Annotated in this window: 15 protein-coding genes; 2 read left to right on the forward strand and 13 right to left on the reverse strand. The window is 56.4% G+C overall.

The genetic code is table 11. The features are described 5' to 3' along the window. The first annotated feature begins 44 nt into the window (after window positions 1–44). Window positions 45–824, forward strand: a complete 780-nt coding sequence (locus CDO73_RS21670) for a flagellar motor protein (protein ID WP_088490615.1) — start codon at window positions 45–47, stop codon at window positions 822–824. Further along, window positions 821–1,660, forward strand: coding sequence for a flagellar motor protein MotB (locus tag CDO73_RS21675; RefSeq protein ID WP_088490616.1), 840 nt, complete (start codon window positions 821–823; stop codon window positions 1,658–1,660). The genes CDO73_RS21670 and CDO73_RS21675 overlap by 4 nt, the downstream gene beginning before the upstream one ends. Window positions 1,661–1,876: 216 nt before the next feature. Here the strand turns inward: CDO73_RS21675 and CDO73_RS21680 are convergent, their stop codons facing one another. The 13 genes from CDO73_RS21680 to gspE all read right to left on the reverse strand — a co-directional run bounded on the left by CDO73_RS21680 (window position 1,877) and on the right by gspE (window position 18,460). Then, a complete protein-coding gene (locus CDO73_RS21680) occupies window positions 1,877–3,691 on the reverse strand; it encodes a methyl-accepting chemotaxis protein (protein WP_088490617.1) in 1,815 nt (604 codons plus the stop codon). A gap of 306 nt (window positions 3,692–3,997) precedes the next feature. Next, on the reverse strand, window positions 3,998–5,413 hold the full coding sequence (locus CDO73_RS21685; protein ID WP_088490618.1) for a PDZ domain-containing protein: 1,416 nt from the start codon (window positions 5,411–5,413) through the stop codon (window positions 3,998–4,000). A 72-nt stretch (window positions 5,414–5,485) separates the two neighbouring features. Beyond that, window positions 5,486–6,937: a S41 family peptidase gene (locus tag CDO73_RS21690; RefSeq protein ID WP_088490619.1), complete on the reverse strand. Its 1,452-nt coding sequence runs from the start codon at window positions 6,935–6,937 to the stop codon at window positions 5,486–5,488. 141 nt (window positions 6,938–7,078) lie between these two features. Further along, entirely contained in the window at window positions 7,079–8,458 is a 1,380-nt protein-coding gene (locus CDO73_RS21695) for a M23 family metallopeptidase (protein ID WP_088490620.1), read from the reverse strand. 54 nt (window positions 8,459–8,512) lie between these two features. Beyond that, complete coding sequence (gene ftsX / locus CDO73_RS21700; RefSeq protein WP_088490621.1) at window positions 8,513–9,421, reverse strand: permease-like cell division protein FtsX; 909 nt, start codon at window positions 9,419–9,421, stop codon at window positions 8,513–8,515. Next, on the reverse strand, window positions 9,411–10,097 hold the full coding sequence (gene ftsE / locus CDO73_RS21705; RefSeq protein WP_088490622.1) for a cell division ATP-binding protein FtsE: 687 nt from the start codon (window positions 10,095–10,097) through the stop codon (window positions 9,411–9,413). Before ftsE ends, ftsX begins: the two co-directional genes overlap by 11 nt. Window positions 10,098–10,537: 440 nt before the next feature. Next, window positions 10,538–11,188 carry a type 4a pilus biogenesis protein PilO gene (gene pilO, locus CDO73_RS21710; RefSeq protein WP_088490623.1) on the reverse strand — a complete coding sequence of 217 codons (651 nt, stop codon included), beginning with the start codon at window positions 11,186–11,188 and terminating at the stop codon, window positions 10,538–10,540. Beyond that, window positions 11,169–12,845 (reverse strand): pilus assembly protein PilM, encoded by a 1,677-nt coding sequence (gene pilM / locus CDO73_RS21715; RefSeq protein WP_179218783.1) that lies wholly within the window; start codon window positions 12,843–12,845, stop codon window positions 11,169–11,171. Before pilM ends, pilO begins: the two co-directional genes overlap by 20 nt. 15 nt (window positions 12,846–12,860) lie before the next feature. Beyond that, the gene (locus CDO73_RS21720) at window positions 12,861–13,616 is read right to left on the reverse strand and encodes a prepilin peptidase (RefSeq protein ID WP_088490625.1); all 756 of its coding nucleotides are present in this window, start codon (window positions 13,614–13,616) and stop codon (window positions 12,861–12,863) included. A 265-nt stretch (window positions 13,617–13,881) separates the two neighbouring features. Continuing rightward, the gene (locus CDO73_RS21725) at window positions 13,882–14,367 is read right to left on the reverse strand and encodes a prepilin-type N-terminal cleavage/methylation domain-containing protein (protein WP_256972806.1); all 486 of its coding nucleotides are present in this window, start codon (window positions 14,365–14,367) and stop codon (window positions 13,882–13,884) included. A gap of 132 nt (window positions 14,368–14,499) precedes the next feature. Beyond that, window positions 14,500–15,708 carry a type II secretion system F family protein gene (locus tag CDO73_RS21730; protein WP_088490626.1) on the reverse strand — a complete coding sequence of 403 codons (1,209 nt, stop codon included), beginning with the start codon at window positions 15,706–15,708 and terminating at the stop codon, window positions 14,500–14,502. Then, window positions 15,708–16,757, reverse strand: a complete 1,050-nt coding sequence (locus tag CDO73_RS21735) for a type IV pilus twitching motility protein PilT (RefSeq protein ID WP_088490627.1) — start codon at window positions 16,755–16,757, stop codon at window positions 15,708–15,710. Before CDO73_RS21735 ends, CDO73_RS21730 begins: the two co-directional genes overlap by 1 nt. 38 nt (window positions 16,758–16,795) lie before the next feature. After that, window positions 16,796–18,460 carry a type II secretion system ATPase GspE gene (gene gspE, locus CDO73_RS21740; protein ID WP_088490628.1) on the reverse strand — a complete coding sequence of 555 codons (1,665 nt, stop codon included), beginning with the start codon at window positions 18,458–18,460 and terminating at the stop codon, window positions 16,796–16,798. Window positions 18,461–18,689 lie beyond the last annotated feature (229 nt).

Raw genomic sequence — 18,689 nt, forward strand, 5'->3', positions numbered from 1 at the left:
GAACGACCTTATTTCAAGCTTTTGCCGCAGAGAGGAACAAACGCATGGACATCACTACGATCATCGGAATCATTGCCGGATTTGCCGCTTTGATCGGCGGCTTTTTGTGGGAAGGCGGGCAGGCGGGCGGACTTCTGCAAGGCGCCGCGGCGCTGATCGTTTTCGGAGGAACGGCGGCGGCCGTCGTCATCAGTTTTCCGTGGAAACGGCTCAAGACGCTGCCCGAAGCGCTGAAACTGGCTTTCGGCTCCCGTCCTCTGCACGCGCGGGAACTGATCGAAGATCTGGCCGGCCTGTCTTCCACCGCTCGCCGTTCGGGCATGCTGGCGCTGGAGAAGAACGCGGAGAATCACGAAGATCCTTTTATGCGCGAAGGATTGGGATTGATCGTCGACGGCGGCGATCCGCCGCTGATCCGTCAGATCCTCGAACTCGAGATCGACAAGAAGCAGGAGAAGTTCGACGGTTACGCCAAAATTTTCGAATCGGCCGGCGGTTACGCGCCGACGATGGGAATCATCGGAACGGTCATGGGCTTGATCCGCGTGCTGGGCAGCCTGACCGAACCGGCCAACCTCGGCTCGTCGATCGCGGTCGCTTTTATCGCTACCCTCTACGGGGTCGCGAGCGCCAACTTGATCTTCCTGCCGATCGCATCCAAGATCCGCGCGCGCGGAGAAGAGGAGGTCCAAGTCATGGAGATGATGCTTGAAGGGCTGCTATCCGTCCAGAACGCGGAGAATCCGAACCTGCTGCGGAAAAAGCTGTCGACGTATCTCGAAGACGACGACGAGATCCGCACGGACGGAGCTGAGCCGCGATGAGCAGACGGCGCAGACGCAAACAAGGCCCGTCGCACCAGCAGGAGCGTTGGTTGATCACCTATGCCGACCTGCTCACGCTGCTGCTGATCTTCTTCGTGATCATGTACGGGGTCAGCACCATCGACGCCGATAAATACAAAGCCGTCACGTCTTCGCTGCAAACGACGTTCAAAGCGGGCAGCGGCATTCTGGACGGCGGCCCCAAGATCACCGGAGAAAGCGGCCAACAGATTCCCGGGACGGAAGGCCAAGACGAAGGCGGAGCGGCGGGCGACCAAGAAGAAGATTCGACCGGCAAAACGCCGGACGCTCAAGAGCCGCCGAGCGAACGCGAACTGCAATTCCGCGAGCAGGAACGCCAATTGAACGCTTTTCTTCAGACGATTCAATCTTACGTGACGGACAACAAACTTCAGGATCAGATTTTCGTGGCCGACAAACCTCAAGGGATCTCGATCACGCTGAGCGACCGTTTCCTGTTCGACGTCGGACGCGCCGATCTCAAAAGCGGAGCCGCGGGCGTGCTGGACCGGCTCTCTTCGCTGTTCGGCACCGTAGACGCGACGATCAGCATCGAAGGCCATACGGACAATCAACCGATCACCGGCGGCCGTTATGCCGACAACTGGGAACTGTCCGGCGCCCGCGCGCTGTCCGTGCTGCGTTATTTCATCGATACGCGCGGCTTGTCGGCTTCCAAGTTCCAATACGCCGGATACGCGGATACGCGCCCGGTCGGCGATAACTCTACCGCGGAGGGACGTCAGCGCAACCGGCGGGTCGAGATCACCGTGCTGCGCCAGCTTCAAGCCGATTCGACCGTTCAGACGCCTTGAAGCGTCGCGGCCTCGCCGGTGCGTTTGTCTGCCGCGCTCGACGCTTTCTTTGCTTGCGGGCGGCTTTGCCCAAATCGAAAAGCCCGAAAACAAAAGCCGCAAGCGGTCTTTGTTTTCGGGCTTTTCGCGTATTTCGTGTCAGGGCGTTTTCTCAAATCTCGTACTCGTTTAAACTTTCAGATTCCGCCGATATCCGGAAACATCGGGCACGTTTGCTTAAGCGACCGGGTTCAATCCGTTCGATTCCGCGGATTCTTCGGCTCCGCCCGCTTCGATTTCTTGCGCCGATTCCTCGTTCGCTACGGCCGAATCAACAGCGCTCGCATGCTCCAAAGTAAACCGCGCCAGCGTATGCTGAAGCTCTTCAGCCATACGCGACAGGAACAAGGCGGAACTCTGCACTTCCTCCATCGTCGAGAGCTGTTCTTCGCCGGCCGCGCTGACTTCTTCGATACCGGCCGCGCCCTGTTGGGCGATCGAACTGGCTTCGCGCATGGCGTCCGCGATCTGCGCGGTTTGTTCCATCAGCAGCCCGATCAATTGGCCGGCTTCGGACGTCTCGCCGCGCACTTCGGATACCGAACTGCGAATCTGGCCGAATACCTGCGAGATGGCTTGGCCGCTCTCCACGCCCAGCTTCACCCGCTCGGCCCCGTCATTCAACGAGTCGACCGCCGCTTCCGATTCTTCGCGGATCGCGGCGATAATCTCGCTGATCGTCCGCGTCGATTCCGCCGAGCTTTCCGCCAGCTTGCGGATCTCTTGAGCCACTACGGCAAAGCCCCGACCCGATTCTCCTGCGCGGGCCGCTTCGATCGAAGCGTTCAGCGACAGCAGATTCGTCTGTTTGGTCACCTGCTCGATCAGCACCGCGGCGGCTCCGATCTCTTCGGAGCGGCGGCGCAGCTTCGTCACGACGCCGAGCGCGTGCGCGACGCTGCCGTCGATACCGTTCATCCGTTCGATCGTCTTGCGGACTTCTTCGCTGCCCAATTCGGCCGCCGCGTTCGCGCCTTCGACGGAACTTGCGATCTGATCGCCCGTACTGCCCAGACGACGCATATTGCCTTCCATCTCGTCCACGAACACGCTGACGTCCGCGATCGCTTTGGCCTGCCGTTCGAAGCCTGCGGACAGTTCCGACGAAGACGTGGCGATATGGCCGGCCGCTCCGGTCGTCTGCTCCGCGCTGGCCGCGAGCTGCTCCGACGAAGCGGACAGCGTTACGGCGCTCTCGTCGACTTTGCGGATCATCTCGCGCAGGCCTTCGATCATCTCGTTGAACGACAGCGTCACCTGCCCGATCTCGTCGCGGAACAAATAGGTGCCCTGCACGCTCAAGTCTCCGCCCGCGGCGCGCTTCATCATCTGCTGCATCCGGCGCAGCGGATTCGAGACCAGACGCGAGATTAACAGGCCGAAGCCCGCGATCAGCACGATGCCGACGCCGATGCAGATCAGGATCAGCATCGAGGAAGTGCGCGCCATTTCGAGCGAAGCCGCATTATTGGTTTGCGCTTCTCTGAGCAGCTGCGAATTGAGTTTATCGACGACGGCGTTGACCTTGACGCGGATCGGCTGAAGTTCCGTGCCGAATTTCGCGTAAGCGTCGTTTTTCAGATTGCGGTTCGCCAGATCGACGACCCGGGAACGCACGTTGAAATAATCGGGCGTCAGTTTGTTATATTCATCGTACAGCGCTTGAGCTTCCGCACTGAGCGAAATCTTCTCTAACTCGGAATAAGCCATCGCGTTGCGCGCGGTGCGATCGCTGATATCCATCGACAGGTCCTGCCCGGCTTTGAAATCGGTCGTCAACATCATCTCCATGACATCGGCTTCGATCGCGCTGTTGTTCGAGCTGACTTGGGAGATCGCGTTCAACGATCTCAAGTTGTTGCGATACATCTCGTCCGACGCGCCCGCCATCTCTTTCATCGTGGCAAAACCCGTATAACCGACAGCCAACAACAGGACTCCTGACAGCAGAGTCAGCAATAAAATCTTCGTTTTGACTTTGAAGTTTCTCATGTGGGCATCGCCTCCTCGGCTAGTCTAAAAGTCTCCCTGCCTGCTTGGGTTTCTCTATTTTATCAGCTTCCCGTAAATTCTGTGCATATCTTTTATGAAAAAAGTCCGATATTTTTCAATATTTTTTCAACCCTATCATGGCTGTGTAAAGGTGATGGGAAATTGATTGGGTCGAAGGGCTCATAAAGGCGAATAAACAGCTCGGACGGAGACGAAGACGGCGAGAAGCAAGCAGAAGAAACGGACGCTCGGCGAAAAATCAGGAAGCGCGAAAAGCAAACGAACGGACGCAAAAAAACGGAATTCTCAAGAAGAGAATTCCGTTTTTTCGGGATTCGAACCGGATTCGTTCGGCGGCGCTTCCGCTTGACGGGCCACGGCCGGCACCGGAGCCGGCTGCGCGGAGGTCGTCCCGGCAGCAGCCTCTCCGCCGGGCGGCAGCAGCAGTTCGCGCTCCGCCAAGCCGCGCCCGGACTCGGCGCGAACGCCCCATAAGCCAAGCAGCGACAGCGGCCGGTAAGGCCGTTCGGAAGCCGAAGCATCGTCCGGGGCGAAGATGAAGCCCAATTGATGATGATCGCCCGCATAGATCGGGCGCTGCAAAAATTTGCTCTCGCCGCTGCGATTCTGCACTTCCAGCTTGCAGAAAGCGGAATTGATCCGCAGCGCTTCATGCAGCTGCTGGGTCGTGCCGACCAGGCTGCCGTTGACCTTCAGCAGGGTCTCGCCCGGCAGGATGCCCATGTCCTCGGCCGGACTGTCGGGCTGAACGGCCAAGATCTTCAAGCCGCGCCCGGTGTGCGCGTACAAGGCCGGCAGGCCTTCTTCTTCGCGCACGCCGTCGCGGATCAGCGCTTCGCGCAGGCCGATGCCGGCGACGGCGGCGATCACCGTCATCGGCGGCCAGAACACGGCCCCGAGCGCCAGCACCAGCAGCGCCGCGCCGAACATCAGCCCGCGCCGCGCCGCGCGGGCGGCTTTGCGCTCCGGCAGGAGCGTCCAGGTCGCCTCCGGCAGACCGAACATGACCGGCAGCGCCAGCAGCGTGTATCCGGCTGCCTCCGGAAGCCCCAGCCACGCATTCAGCGGCGGCTGCCACGGCAGAGAGATCGCGCCGCCTTCGGCCGGCACGAGCAGCAGCGTCGGCGCAAGCCACAGCATGCGCAGGACGTAAGCCCCCACCGGGCGGCCGCGCTTGCCCGGTATGTACGTCGGCAGGGCGAATCGTTTGCCCTGCCAAGCGACCAACGCGCTCTCCGCCAGATGCAGGAGAGCGGCGAGCAGCAGCAGCGCGGCGACGTTCAGTCCGCCGATCGCGCCGAAGACGCTTCCCCAGAAGCCGTCATCCGGCAGACCGGGGATCAAGTTCAAGACGAACTGCACGGCGCCCAGCGCGCCGACCGCATAAGCGAAGTTCGCGAAGCGGATACGGATCGCCAGCAGCAGAAGCGACGTGATCCATACCGCCGCGGCTCCGCCCGGCGTCAAGACGAAGCCGAGTCCCGCCAGAATCAGCGACACGACCGCGCCTACGCACAATCCGCCCAGCAGCGCGCGCGCCGCCAAGCCGCCGTACCCGTGCAGACGGATATGAAAAAGTTTGCGTTCCAGAATGCCTTGGCGCCGGTAATACAAGAGCAGGATCAACAGACCCGCCCAATAGAAAGGCTGAATAACCAGTTCCAGCAGTGCCGACAGGATGATTTCCAGATATTCGTTCATCGGTTTCCCCTTTTCGTCCCGCTTCCAAAAAGAGAAGGCCTGCGCCTTCTCTTCGCGTAAACCGTGATGTGGTTAGGAGTTCGACGCCGGAGCCAGGGTTTCCTGCTTCAATTCCTTGATCGCCCGGTTCAACTGCGTATCGTTGGCCGGATCGGCGATTTTTTTGAGGATCGCCGCTTCGATCGTTTCGGCCGTCTTTTTATCGACCATGCCGCTCACCGTCAGCTTCTGCGCTTTTTGGAACGCTTGAACCTGCTTTTTGGTCTCCGCGTCGAAGTATCCGTCTTTGCGTTTCGTATCGTAGCCGAGACCGCTGAGCATGATCTGCGCGCTTTTGACGTTGTCGTTGTTCATGTCGTATTTCCAAGTCTTCGACTTGTCGATCGGAGCCACCGCGAAGTAATCCGGCTGGCTGACCTTCTCGTCCGGCTTGATGCCTTTTTCGTGAATCCATTCGTCGTCCGGCGTGAGCCATTTGGCGATGGTGATCTTGAGCAGCGTGCCTTTGCCCAACTTGTCCGGAACGCTCGTCTGCACCGTGCCTTTGCCGAACGAATTTTCGCCCAGCAGCTTCGCTCCGGCCGATTCTTTGAGCGCGCCCGCCATGATCTCCGAAGCGCTGGCGCTGCCGCCGTTGATCAGGACCGTCACCGGATACGCTTTGGTCTTGGCGTTTCCGTTCGAACGAAGAACCTGCTTGGCTCCGCCGCGCTGTTCTTCTTTGACGATCGCGCTGCCTTTCGGCACGAACTGCTCCGCCATATCGACCACGACGTCGAGCAGACCGCCCGGATTGCTGCGCAGATCGATGACGAGGCCTTTCATGCCCTGCTTCTCGAGCTTCGTCAGTTCTTCTTTGAAGCGCGCGCCCGTGTTGCTGGAGAACTGCGTCACTTCGATCACGCCGATCTTGCTGTCCGCCATATGGGCGTTGACGGTCTCCAGTTCCACGTCGTCGCGCGTGATCACGAACTTGATCGGATCGTTCGTTCCCGGACGCTGCACCATAATCGTTACCTTGCTGCCTTTCGGACCGCGGATCTTGGAAACGGCCGTTTGCAGATCAAGCCCGGCCAACGATTCGCCGTTGACCGACAACAGCACGTCTTTGGCTTGGATGCCGGCCGCTTCGGCCGGAGAGCCTTTGATCGGGGAAATGACGGTTACCTGTTTGTCTTTCAATTCGACTTCGGCTCCGATTCCCGTAAACGAACCTTCGATCGATTCGTTGAACGCGCTGGCCTGTTCGGCCGGCATATACGACGTATACGGGTCTTCCAGCGAGCCGACGATGCCGTTCAGCGCGCCTTCGACCAGCTTATTGTGATCGACGTTCTTGTAATAGTTGTCTTCGATAATCTTGACCGCGTTGTTCAGCTTGGTCACATCGTCTTGACTCAAGCCGCTGCTCGCGCTGGCTCCGCTGCTGGCGAAGATCGGATAATTCGTCAAGGCAAGCACCGCTCCCCCTCCGATGATCATGGCCACAATGACCAGCAGAACCGCAGTCCGTCTTTTTATCATGGTGCAAGCCTCCTTGGAAATATCCTTTGATGAACATCCTTTATTTTGAACCAGAGTCCGCTTAGACGCAAGCCCCGCCCGGCAGAAGCCGGACGGGGACCGTGGAACTTGCGTTTGAGCGGACTCTCGATCTTTTCGCGTTTACCAACCCAGATAAGGAACCGGATTGACCGGCTCTCCGTTGATCCGGACTTCGAAATGGCAGTGAGGTCCGGTCGAATTGCCCGTGGAGCCGACTTCGGCGATCTTCTGGCCGCGCTTGACGGTCTGCCCCGGCGAGACGTTGATGCCGCCGTCGCGGATATGGCCGTACAGCGTCCATACGCCGTTGCCGTGGTCGATGACGACCGTATTGCCGTAACCGTTCCACCATTGGGCTACGGTCACGACGCCGTCCGCCGCCGCGTGGATGTCCGTTCCCTGCGGAGCCGCCAGATCGACGCCCGTATGCTTCTTGATCTTGCCGGTAATCGGGTGGACCCGCGTACCGAAGCCCGAAGACATCCGGTAGTTGTCGACCGGCGTCAGCATCGAACCGCTCGAAGACGAGGAAGAGTTCGAAGAAGACGAATCCGAAGGCGAATCGTTATTGTAAGAATAGTCGCTCGATTTCGAGGAAGATTCCACTTCGGCCGCCGCGCGCGCCGCTTCGGCTTCCGCCTGACGCTGCTCTTCGGCTTTTTGGGCTTCGGCCGCTTTGCGCGCTTTCTCCTGCGCTTGACGCAGAGCCGCTTCCGCGGCGGCTCGGCGCTGCGCTTCCTCGATTTCGCGTTTCTCGCGTTCCAGATCGGAACGTTTGGTCGCGAATTCGATCAGCATCGCATCCTGCTCTTCGCTGATTTCGCCCGCTTCCTCGATGTCCGAATCGTATTGGGCGATCAATTTGCGTTTCTCCTGCTCTTTGGCGTCCAGTTCTTTCTTGTGCGTCTCGACTTCGGCCAGAAGCCGGGTCTGCTTGGCGTGCTGCTCTTCGAGTTCCGCCTGCTTCTGCACGACCAATTCCTGATCCTGTTTCTGTTCGTCGAGAATGTTATGGTCTTGTCCGATGATTCGTTTGATCGAATCGGCGCGGCCCAGAAAATCGCCGAAGTCCGCCGAAGCCATCAGCACGTCCAGATAAGACACGAATCCGTCGGTGTACATCATGCGAACGCGCGTATCGAGCAGGCCTTCGCGCTCGGCGATCCGCTTCTTCGCGGCTTCGAGCTCCTGCTTCGTCTGTTCGAGCGCAATTTCGGTCTCCGACAGTTCCATCGTCACCTGAGTCAGCTTGTTTCCGACGACCTCGATATTGGCCAGAACTTGCTCCAGATACTGGGACGTTTTGTTTTTGTAATGTTGGGCCTTTTTCTTGTCGGCCTCCGCCGCGTCTTTCTGCGCTTGAGCGTCCTTCTGCTGCTGCTGAAGCTGCTCGAGCTGGCGGTCGATCTTATCCGTCGAGCCCGCTGCGTAGAGACTGGCGGGTTGCACGATCGCTGCGGCCAACAGAACGCCGGCCAATACCGAAGCTGTTTTCTTCAAAACGGGTTCCCCATCCTTCTATTCCGAATTAGTGTTGGCATCCCTACTGCAGCGTCAGACCTTCAAAAATTTACGGATCGAAATGGTGCTGCCCCAAGCTCCGATCAGGAAGCCGAGGCCGAGAATCAATAAGCTGAACCATAACCAGATGTCTTGGAGCGGAAGCAGCGTGAACAGCGCTTGACTCCAATCGGCCGCAGCCAGTTCCACCCGGAAATAACCGTATAACAGAATCGCCAGCGTCACTCCCGCGCCCGTCAATCCGACCAGCACGCCTTCCACGAAGAACGGCCAGCGGATAAAACGGTTGGTCGCGCCGACCAATTTCATGATCGCGATCTCGCGGCGGCGGGCGATGATGGTGACTTTGATCGTGTTCGCGATCAGGAACATCGCCATGACGCCGAGCGCCACCACGAGCACCAGTCCGATCACGCGGATCGTCTGCGTCCACTGGAACAGCTTCTCCGCCGTTCCTTTGCCGTAATCGACTTCGTAGATCGGCTTGTCCGCGTAGGTCTTGTTCAAGTCCGTAATCTTGTCCGCCACGAACGGGACCGTCGTCGCTTCGATCACCCGAACCTTGAACAGATCCGGCAGCGGATTGGTTCCCGATTCTTCGTATCCTTTGACCATCGCGTCGCCTAGCGTTTTGCGCATCGTCTCCAGTCCTTCTTCTTTGGAAACGAAGGTAATGTCTTGAACTTCCGGCATGCTGCGGATATTCTGCTCGATCACGTCGCGCTCAGCCTGCTCGATATTGAGATTCAGGTAGACGCTGATCTCGATTTGTTTATCGGCGACGTCGGCCGCGCGATCCAGATTCAGGACCAGCAGGAGCGCCACGCCGAGCAGCGTCAGCGATACGATGATGGACAAGATCGAAGCGATCGACATCCAGCCGTTGCGGAATACGTTTTTCGTTCCCTCGCGAAGATGCCGCAGAAGGGTATTAAAATTCATAACCGTATTCTCCCCTCAGCTGGTCGCGAACGACCTGCCCGTTTTCGATCGCGAGCACCCGCTTGCGCATCGTGTTGACGATCTCTTTGTTGTGCGTCGCCATGACGATCGTGGTGCCCCGGAAGTTGATCTCGTCGAGCAGCTGCATGATTCCCCAAGACGTCTCCGGATCGAGATTGCCGGTCGGTTCGTCCGCGACGATGACCGACGGATTGTTCACGATCGCGCGCGCGATCGCGACCCGCTGCTGTTCGCCGCCCGACAGATGCTGCGGTTCGCGGTTGGCTTTGTTCTTCAGCCCGACCAGGTCGAGCACTTCCAGCACCCGCTTGCGCATCAGTTTGCGCGGCGCTTCGATGACTTCCATCGCGAACGCGACGTTCTCGTAAGCGGTCAGTTTCGGCAGCAGCCGATAATCTTGGAAAATGACTCCGATATTGCGGCGAAGCAGCGGAATATTGCGCTGTTTGAGCTTGCCGAGGTTGAATCCGTTCACCGAAATCTGCCCTTTGGTGGGCACTTCTTCTCTATACATCAGCTTCATGAACGTCGATTTGCCGGCCCCCGAAGGGCCGACGACGTACACGAATTCGCTGCGGTCGATCTGGACCGAAACCCCTTTGAGCGCATGGGTTCCGTTCGGATATGTCTTCCACACATCCTGCATTTCGATCACGGTATCACTTCCCGAATTTGGATTTGCAGCCAGGCGTCTTCGCGTCCCCCGCACGCCTGTTGTTGCTTATGCCGCCTGCACGATGCGGCCCCGCCTCTTTATCGCTCAGACGCGGCCGGCTATTCGTACCGGCCGCGTCGTTAACGTCGTTCTTTATGTATCTCATTGTAACAAATTTGTAAGGGCATGAGTAGAGAGCCGGATTTCTCATATCTCTGAACCGCGAAAAGATATCGGGGGGAGGTTTTTCTTATTTCATGCCTCTTGCAAAAAAGCTTCGGGCACACCGCCGAGCGGCCCCGAAGCTCACGGGGTGCTCCCCCGAAATCTAAAAGGATTCGATTCAAAAAATATGCCGTAAAATTCGAACGCTGTCCGGCGCAAATCAAGTATAACTGATTCCCGTTCCGCCCGTCCAGCTTTATGCATTCATCCGGTCTTCAAGGCGCAGGGGTCGTACCCGCGCCTGCATCGGTCGCGTCCGCCGCGTTCGATGAAGCGGAAGAATCGACTGTCGAAGGCAGATAAATTGCGGTAAACGTCACGGTGGCGTCCAACAGCGAATTGCTGTACACATACGGTTTATTCAGCTTAAACTGCTCGATCGAGGTCAATCGCGGCAGTTTTTGAAGCGCGCTCATCCAGTTTTTGAGGCCGGTATAGTCTCCCTGAATATTAGCGGTCACATAAACCGAACGGATCTGACCGTCTTGCGGCGCTTCTGTCGTTTGCGCAGTCGCTGAGCCCGCTACGGGACTTTCGCTCGCAAACGTGGCGTCGGACAAAATAACGTTGGTCGCCAGACCCGCTTTATACAAATCGGTCACGATTTGTTCCTGATCGGGCTCGGAAGGCAGTTTCTCCGCGATTTCTTCGCCGCTCAGATTCTGCGCGCCCTGATTTTTCAGTTCGTCGATCTTACGCCCATAAATTTCGTTTTCCTGCTGCAACCGGACGACTTCGCTTTGCTGCGTTTCGATCTTTTCGGTTTGCGGACGGATCATCAGCATATAAGGAACCAGCAGCAATAAAAAGAGTACGGTTATCCCCAGTATGAGCGCCTGACGGTTATTATGGATTCGTTCCAGCATTGACGCTCTCCTCCTGTGTCGAAAGATCCGAAGCCGCCGCGCCGGGCGCGATCGCTTCGCCTGCAGACTGTGCCGATTGCGCGGCCGCCGTATCGGACGGATTTGTCGCCGCTCCTTGCATGGAAATGCTGTACACGACCGAATAAAGCCCTGTCGCTCCTTGCGTGCTTCCGTTGCCCGTATCGGTTTCTTCGGCCAGACTTGCGATAGCAGCATTCGAAACAAACGACATCTTTTTCAAAGCAGCCAGATAAGTCGCCGCGTCGTCGATCTTGCCCACGTCGGCAGTCAGATCGATCGTACTGCTTTTCGAATACGAAATATCGCGGATCACGGCACGTTTCGGCAAGCCTTGATCCAGTTCTTGCAGTACCGCGACCGCATCCACCCGCGCCGCTTCAAGCTGGGCGATCAACACGGCCGGCGAGCCGCCGCTGCCTTGCAAGCCTCTGAGTTCGAGCTGTTTGACGTCGCTATCCGCTTGCAAACTTTGCGCTTGCGCGGTCAAACGATCGAGTTCGCCTTGCTGCGTCGCGTAGAAGACCGTTACCCCCGCAGCCGCCAACACCCAGATGACCAAAAGCGCGGCCAGCGCATAAGGCAGCACCTTCGCTTCGCGGTCTTCGCGCGGCAGCAGATCGATCAGACTGTTTTTATCTTCGCGCAGCGCGGCACCGATCGCTACCCGATAGATATTGATCGACGCGTCTTCCGTTTTGCCCGGCGTCGCTTCGAATATCAATTCTTCGATCCGGATCTCAGCCAAAGCCTGATTGAGTTCGCCGACAAGCTGACGCCGACTGACCGGCGGCCCCGTAACGATCAGTTCGGTGATCCGCGCGGCTCCATCATGCAAGCTGTATTGATAGAAGTTTAACATCCGCGAAATTTCGGCCGTAATCTCCAGAATTTGTTCGGAGGACAAACTGTCTTCGCCCAAAGCCGCTTTTTGAGCCAGATACGATTCGGACTGAAACATCGGCGTTTCTTCCGCGAGATCCAGCAGGTTGATCGTCCGCATAAATACCGGGTGACCTTCGCGGAACATATAAACGTCAAGCTGCGAATGTTCCAGATGAACCAGCATCGTATCGGCAAAAGGTCTTCCTTGCGCGATCTCCGCGATTCGTCCGAGTGCGGTCGCCGACACTTCAACGCTGTCCGTTTTGATCCCTGCGCTGTCCAAGATCCCGATATATTCGTTCACGAGATTTTTGGGCGCCGCAAACACCAGCACCCGAGTAACTTCTTCTTCAAGCCCGTCTTCCTGAAGCACCTTTTCGCGGCCGACCGGAATGAAATCGTACACCGGTTCTTCGAACGGCAGATGCAGCCCGGTCTCGACTTCGAGCGCAACCAACTGCTGAACCTGCTTTGCGTTGACGGCAGAAATATTCATTTTGCGGATGATAACCTGCGAAGGCGGAACCGACAACGCGACGCGGCTGCCTTTCAAGCCTTCTTGTTCCGCCCACTGACGAACCTGCTCGCTCAACTTTTCGACGTCGGCGATCTGGTTTTCGATAATGGTTCCGGGTTCGAGCGGCAAAAAGGCCTGCTTTTCGATCTCCCAGGTTTTGTTGTTCTTGAGTTGGATAAAGCGGACGCCGGTCTGTTCGATCGTCAGTCCCGCTTTTTTGCTTCCGAGTCCCAGCATGCCTGACATGTCCTCCTAACCGATCAGCGAGAGATATCCGCCGATAATTTGCGTTCCGTACAGATAAGCGATCAACGTGCCGAGCGCAAGCCAGGGACCGAAAGGAATCGGCTGCTTGCGCTGCACTACTTTTAATGCGATCAATAAAAGGCCGAAAATCGTGCCGAGCGCACAAGCCAACATAAAAGCGAGCACTGCAGGCCCGATTCCCAACGCCAGTCCGCACAGCGCGAACAGCTTGACGTCTCCCATGCCCATGCCGCCTTTGGAGAGAATGCCGACCAACAAAATCAACCCTCCGCCGAACAGTCCGCCGAGCACGTAATGCCACCAAGGAGCATCCATCCAGATGAAGCGAAGCACGATCAGAATCGGCGCGAAAAACAGCAATACTTTGTTGGGAATCCGCATGTAGGTTAAATCCGCCACCGTGACGATGATACTCAGACTGACGAGCACGATACCAATCGCAGCCGTAACCGTCAATCCGAAGCGAAGATAAGTCCATAAGAAAAAAATTCCGGTTGCCGCCTCGAACAGCGGATAGATCGGCGAAAATTTGACCCCGCAATGCCGGCATCTGCCTTTCGAAAACATGTAGCTGAATACCGGAACCATATCTTTGGCGCCCAATCTCGTATTGCAGCTTCCGCAGCGCGACGGCGGATGCACGATCGATTCGCCAACCGGAACCCGGAGTCCCACGACGTTAAAAAAAGAACCGAACAAAAGGCCGACGATAGTGACGTAGATCGCGATCAGAATAGTCATGATAGAAGGATCGGAATAACGCGCTTCAGGCTAAAAAGTTGTTCCAATCGCTGTTACCCTCCGATTTCTTGATTAGATTAAGCTAAAGAGGAAATCGGAGGGTAACGACGACCGCTCCGCTTTTCCACAATCCTGTTATCCTTCCGCTGAGATTCCGATCTCGGTGTGGGAAAAGAAAAAGATAAAGTTCAAGGGATAAAGAGAAACCGGAAAAACGGGTGGGTTTTTCCGGTTTCTTTGTCACTAAGTTTCTGAATCCTTAAAATCAGTTAGCTTTTCCTGCAATCACTGTAGCAGCGGGGTACTCTTTTGTTCCTAGCGTAACCGAAGTTAACGCTCCAGTTGTTGCGTCGTATTTTACGTTTCCTTCAGTAATTGCTGCTTTAGTGCTTGGCAGCAACAGTGGGTTATCAACATAATTTTTAGCCTGTAACTGTGCAATTGTAATTGTCAAACCGCCCGTTTTAACGAATTGTCCTTCCAATTCACCAGTAACATAAAGACGAGAAGCGTCGTAAACTTGACGGGCAGTTGCTACATCAGAGTTTGCTTTAGAGTTATTAATAATTCCACCGATCAGCGGAATCGCAATAACCGCGATAATCGCGATGATGACCAGTACCGCCAAGAGCTCGATCAAGGTAAAACCTTTTTCATCTTTGCCCATTTTGGACCATACGCGCTGCATGAACGTCGATTGGCGGGATTCCTTCACTTCGACTTCGTTGACTGCTTCTACTGCTTGATTCATGTGTATTCACTCCCGTGAGTTGATTTCCGGATTGCTCCGGTACTGCTATTGGGTCTCCGAACAGAAACCCGATCGCGGCGTCTTACATATTCGGCTGAAATCGCAGACACTTCATATGACGCCGCGCGCTTGTTACGAGATACTGCTGTACAGCGAGAACATCGGAAGCATGATCGCGGCCATAATCACGCCGACGACCGCTGCCAAGAACGTGATCAAGATGGGTTCCAGCAGCGACTTCAACCGATCGACCGTATTGTCCACGTCCATTTCGTAGAAATCGGCGACTTTGCCGAGCATATCGCCCAGCGCGCCGGTTTCTTCGCCGATCGATACCATTTGCGTAACCAATGGAGGAAACACCCATGATTTCTGCAAAGGTTCGGCCAATGTCCGGCCTTGACGGAGCGAATCGCCCGCATTGCGGATGACTTTCGCGATGACCTTGTTGCCCGCGACGTCTTCGACGATCGTCAACGACTGAAGAACGGGAACCGCGCTTGCATATAATGAAGAAAAAGTACGGGTAAACTGCGCGATCGAACTTTTCTGATTCAATTTGCCGAAAACCGGAACTTTCAGCTTCGCGTAATCGATCCAATAAGCGCCTTGCTCGGTTCGTTTCGCCATGAAGAAACCGACAACCAGAATCAGCAGACCCAATCCCCAGAAATACCAGCCGTGCTGAATGCTTCTGCTCAAAGCCAATACCACTACCGTGATCGTCGGCAGCTTCGCGTTAAACGAATCGAACATGGTGATAAACTGCGGCACGATCGCCCAGAGCAGATATACGGTCGATACGATCGCCAGTATGGCTACCGTCGCCGGATAAGTGAGCGCCGACTTTACTTTTTCGCGCGTGGAGTGCTGCTTTTCGAAGAAAACGGCCAAGCGGTCCAGCGTGCCTTCCAGATCGCCCGTTTCTTCGCCCGCGCGTACCATGCTCACGAACAGCGAAGGGAAAATTCGTTTATGCTCCTGTACCGCTTGGGAGAACGGAATCCCTTTCAGCAGGCTGGAAGCAACCTGCACCAATGCGTTTTTGAGCGCTTTGCTTTCGGTTTGTCCCGCCAGAATGGTCGTCGCGTCGACGATCGTAATCCCGGCGCGAATCAATGTGGCGAACTGGCGACAGTAGATAATGAAATGTATCGATTTAACGGGGTTGCCGATGTAGATTTCTTTCGATAACGCCGTGTTGTTTTTTTCTACCAAAGAGAAGACTTTCAGCCCGCGTTTGCGGAGTTCTTCCATCGCGGCGGCTTTGTCGCTGGCGTTAAGCTTGCCTTTGAGCTGCTTGCCGCTGCCGGTTCGCACCTGATATTCGAATTGAGCCATCAGGCGGTCACCTCCGTCATGTATTCTTTGGCCGATGCCGGATCAACTTGTCCGCGCTGCAAATGCTCGCGGATATTCATCTCCAACGTGTGCATACCGTGCGCTTTGCCGGTCTGCATCACGCTGCGGATCTGGTGAATCTTCTCCGAGCGGATCAGGTTGGCGACGGCCGGCGTATTGATCAACACTTCGGTAACGCAGGTTCGGCCTTGTCCGCCGCGATTCGGAAGCAATCGCTGCGAGATTACGGCGGTTAATACCGACGCAAGCTGCGTACGGACCTGCGGCTGCTGATGTCCCGGAAAAGCGTCGATAATCCGGTCGATCGTTTTGGGCGCATCCGTCGTATGCAGCGTAGCCAGAACCAAGTGTCCGGTCTCCGCTGCCGTGATAGCCGCCGAAATCGTCTCCAAGTCCCGCATTTCCCCAACCAGAATCACGTCCGGATCTTGCCGAAGCGCCGCTCTCAGACCGTCCGCGAAGCTTGCGGTGTCCAAGCCGACTTCCCGCTGATGGATCAGCGATTTGCGATGCTCGTGCATGAATTCGATCGGGTCTTCCAGCGTCACGATGTGTTTGCTGACCTTGCTGTTGACATCTTGAATCATCGCCGCGAGCGTCGACGATTTGCCGCTGCCCGTCGGCCCCGTAACCAAGATCAATCCTTGCGGCCGATGCGCGAGCGCGGCCAGAGAAGCGGGCAAACCCAGCTGTTCCATCGTCGGAATCCGTTCGGGGATCGAACGCGCCGAGATCGCCGCATATCCTTTTTGCCGATATACGTTGATCCGGAAACGATCCGCCCCAGGCAAGGAATAAGCGAAATCCAGTTCCCCTTCGTTACGGAATCGCGCGGCCCGTTCTTCGCCGAGCAGTTCGTCGGCCATGCGCTGCGCTTCCGCCGGACTCACGGACTCGCCGCTTAAAGCCAACAGCGAACCGTGAATCCGCACGCTGGGCGGAGCTCCGACCGCGATATGCAGGTCCGAAGCGCCTTTGGCGTGCATCTCGCGCAGCAGATCTTCGATTGTCCGCGTTTGTTCGTTCATCCTCAGCAGCTCCTCGCCATTCGTTCGCGGCCCTTGCGTTAATGGGCGACGGTTTCTTTCATCACTTCTTGAAGCGTGGTAATCCCCATAGCCACTTTCCGGAAGCCGTCTTCCAGCAGCGACTTCATGCCTTCTTGTCGCGCTACCGCGCGCATATCTTCGATGCTGCCCGATTCGTTGACCAGACGACGCATCGCGTCGGTCATCGGCAGCACTTCGTGTATGGCGACGCGGCCCCGATACCCCGTACTGCTGCAGTTGCCGCATCCTCTGCCTTTGTATAATTTATCGGCGAACGCGCCTTTGCTTTGCATAAGAATTTTTTCCTGTTCGGACGGCGTATATTCCGTTCGGCATTCCGGGCATATTTTTCTGACCAGACGCTGGGCGACCACGCCGATCAGGGAAGACGCGATCAGATACGGTTCGATTCCCATATCGCGCAGCCGCGTTACGCTGCTGACGGCGTCGTTGGTATGAAGCGTCGACAACACCAAGTGGCCTGTCAGCGATGCCCGCACCGCGATCTCGGCCGTTTCGGTATCCCGGATTTCCCCGACCATGACGATATTCGGGTCTTGCCGGAGAATCGAACGCAGCCCCGCCGCGAACGTCAAACCGACCGCAGGGTTCACGTGAACCTGGTTGATGCCTTCGATCTGGTATTCGACCGGATCTTCGACCGTGATAATATTCGCTTCTTCCGTATTCAGGTGGTTAAGAGCCGAATAGAGCGTGGTCGTTTTGCCGCTCCCGGTCGGGCCGGTCAACAGCATGATGCCGTAAGGTCTCTCGATCATTTCCTTGAACACGGTCGAATTGCGCTCGTCGAAGCCGAGTTTGTCCATCGACTGCACGCCGGTAGTCAGATCGAGCAGCCGGAGAACGATTTTCTCGCCGTGCACGGTCGGCAGGGACGATACCCGAATATCGATCATGCGATAATCGACCTGCATTTTGATCCGTCCGTCCTGCGGCAAACGCCGTTCGGCGATATTGAGTTTCGCCATGATCTTAAGGCGCGCGGTGATGAATCCTTGCATTTGCTTAGGAATCAACCGTTCCGTCCGCAGCGATCCGTCGATCCGGTAACGAATCGCCAAATTGTTTTCGCCCGGATCGACGTGAATGTCCGACGCGCGAAGTTGGGCGGCCTGTTGGATCATCTGGTTCACCAGCTTTACGATCGGCGAGTCTTCGTCGGTAATCTCGGTTTCTTCGATCTCTTCGGCGCTCGGCAGTTCGCCCATCATCTGATTCATAGAATCGCGAAGCCCGTAATGCCGAGCAATCGCGCGTTGGAGTTCGTCCCGCGTGCAGATCGCCGGCTCGATCCGGAAGCCCGTGCTCATCCGCAAATCTTCGATCGCGAAGTAATCGAGCGGATCGGCCATGGCGACCATAAGCTTGCTGCCTTCTTTCATAAAAGGAAGCACTTGATATCGTTTAGCCATGCTTTCCGGAATAATCTGCGTGATCGCCGGATCGATCTGATATTTAAACAGGCTGACGTGCGGAATCCCCAGCTGGAATTCCAAAACTTCGATCAACTGCTGTTCGGTAATCGTGCCTTGCGCGATCAAGTGGTCGCCGAGCTTGCGTTTGGTTTCCCGCTGTTCGACGAGCGCCTGCTGCAATTGCTCTTCGGAAATAATGCCGTTCTCGACGAGCAGGTCTCCGAGCCGTTTTTTCACGATTGCCATTTCCGCTTCATCTCCGCCACTTTTTATTGAAATCAAGATTCAAACTTTGCTTCGTTCAGCCGAAAAAATAAATATTGAAGAAGTTCGTGAGCCCGAAGGTCCTTAAAAAGAACGACTTTCGACCGAAGCATCTTTGTTATATATCGAAGAAACGGGAGGGCTTTTTTAGAGAAAAATAAAAAAAACAAAAAATAACGCGCACAGCCATAATTTCATACAACTTATTTAG

It is taken from the genome of Saccharibacillus sp. O23, assembly GCF_002205895.1.
GTDB lineage: Bacteria > Bacillota > Bacilli > Paenibacillales > Paenibacillaceae > Saccharibacillus.

Bases quoted from the DNA above. Each gene is read 5' to 3' on its own strand.
- CDO73_RS21670 (WP_088490615.1), top strand. From the start codon at position 45: ATGGACATCACTACGATCATCGGAATCATTGCCGGATTTGCCGCTTTG.
- CDO73_RS21675 (WP_088490616.1), top strand. From the start codon at position 821: ATGAGCAGACGGCGCAGACGCAAACAAGGCCCGTCGCACCAGCAGGAG.
- CDO73_RS21680 (WP_088490617.1), bottom strand. From the start codon at position 3,691: ATGAGAAACTTCAAAGTCAAAACGAAGATTTTATTGCTGACTCTGCTG.
- CDO73_RS21685 (WP_088490618.1), bottom strand. From the start codon at position 5,413: ATGAACGAATATCTGGAAATCATCCTGTCGGCACTGCTGGAACTGGTT.
- CDO73_RS21690 (WP_088490619.1), bottom strand. From the start codon at position 6,937: ATGATAAAAAGACGGACTGCGGTTCTGCTGGTCATTGTGGCCATGATC.
- ftsX (WP_088490621.1), bottom strand. From the start codon at position 9,421: ATGAATTTTAATACCCTTCTGCGGCATCTTCGCGAGGGAACGAAAAAC.
- pilO (WP_088490623.1), bottom strand. From the start codon at position 11,188: ATGCTGGAACGAATCCATAATAACCGTCAGGCGCTCATACTGGGGATA.
- pilM (WP_179218783.1), bottom strand. From the start codon at position 12,845: ATGCTGGGACTCGGAAGCAAAAAAGCGGGACTGACGATCGAACAGACC.
- CDO73_RS21720 (WP_088490625.1), bottom strand. From the start codon at position 13,616: ATGACTATTCTGATCGCGATCTACGTCACTATCGTCGGCCTTTTGTTC.
- CDO73_RS21725 (WP_256972806.1), bottom strand. From the start codon at position 14,367: ATGAATCAAGCAGTAGAAGCAGTCAACGAAGTCGAAGTGAAGGAATCC.
- CDO73_RS21730 (WP_088490626.1), bottom strand. From the start codon at position 15,708: ATGGCTCAATTCGAATATCAGGTGCGAACCGGCAGCGGCAAGCAGCTC.
- CDO73_RS21735 (WP_088490627.1), bottom strand. From the start codon at position 16,757: ATGAACGAACAAACGCGGACAATCGAAGATCTGCTGCGCGAGATGCAC.
- gspE (WP_088490628.1), bottom strand. From the start codon at position 18,460: ATGGCAATCGTGAAAAAACGGCTCGGAGACCTGCTCGTCGAGAACGGC.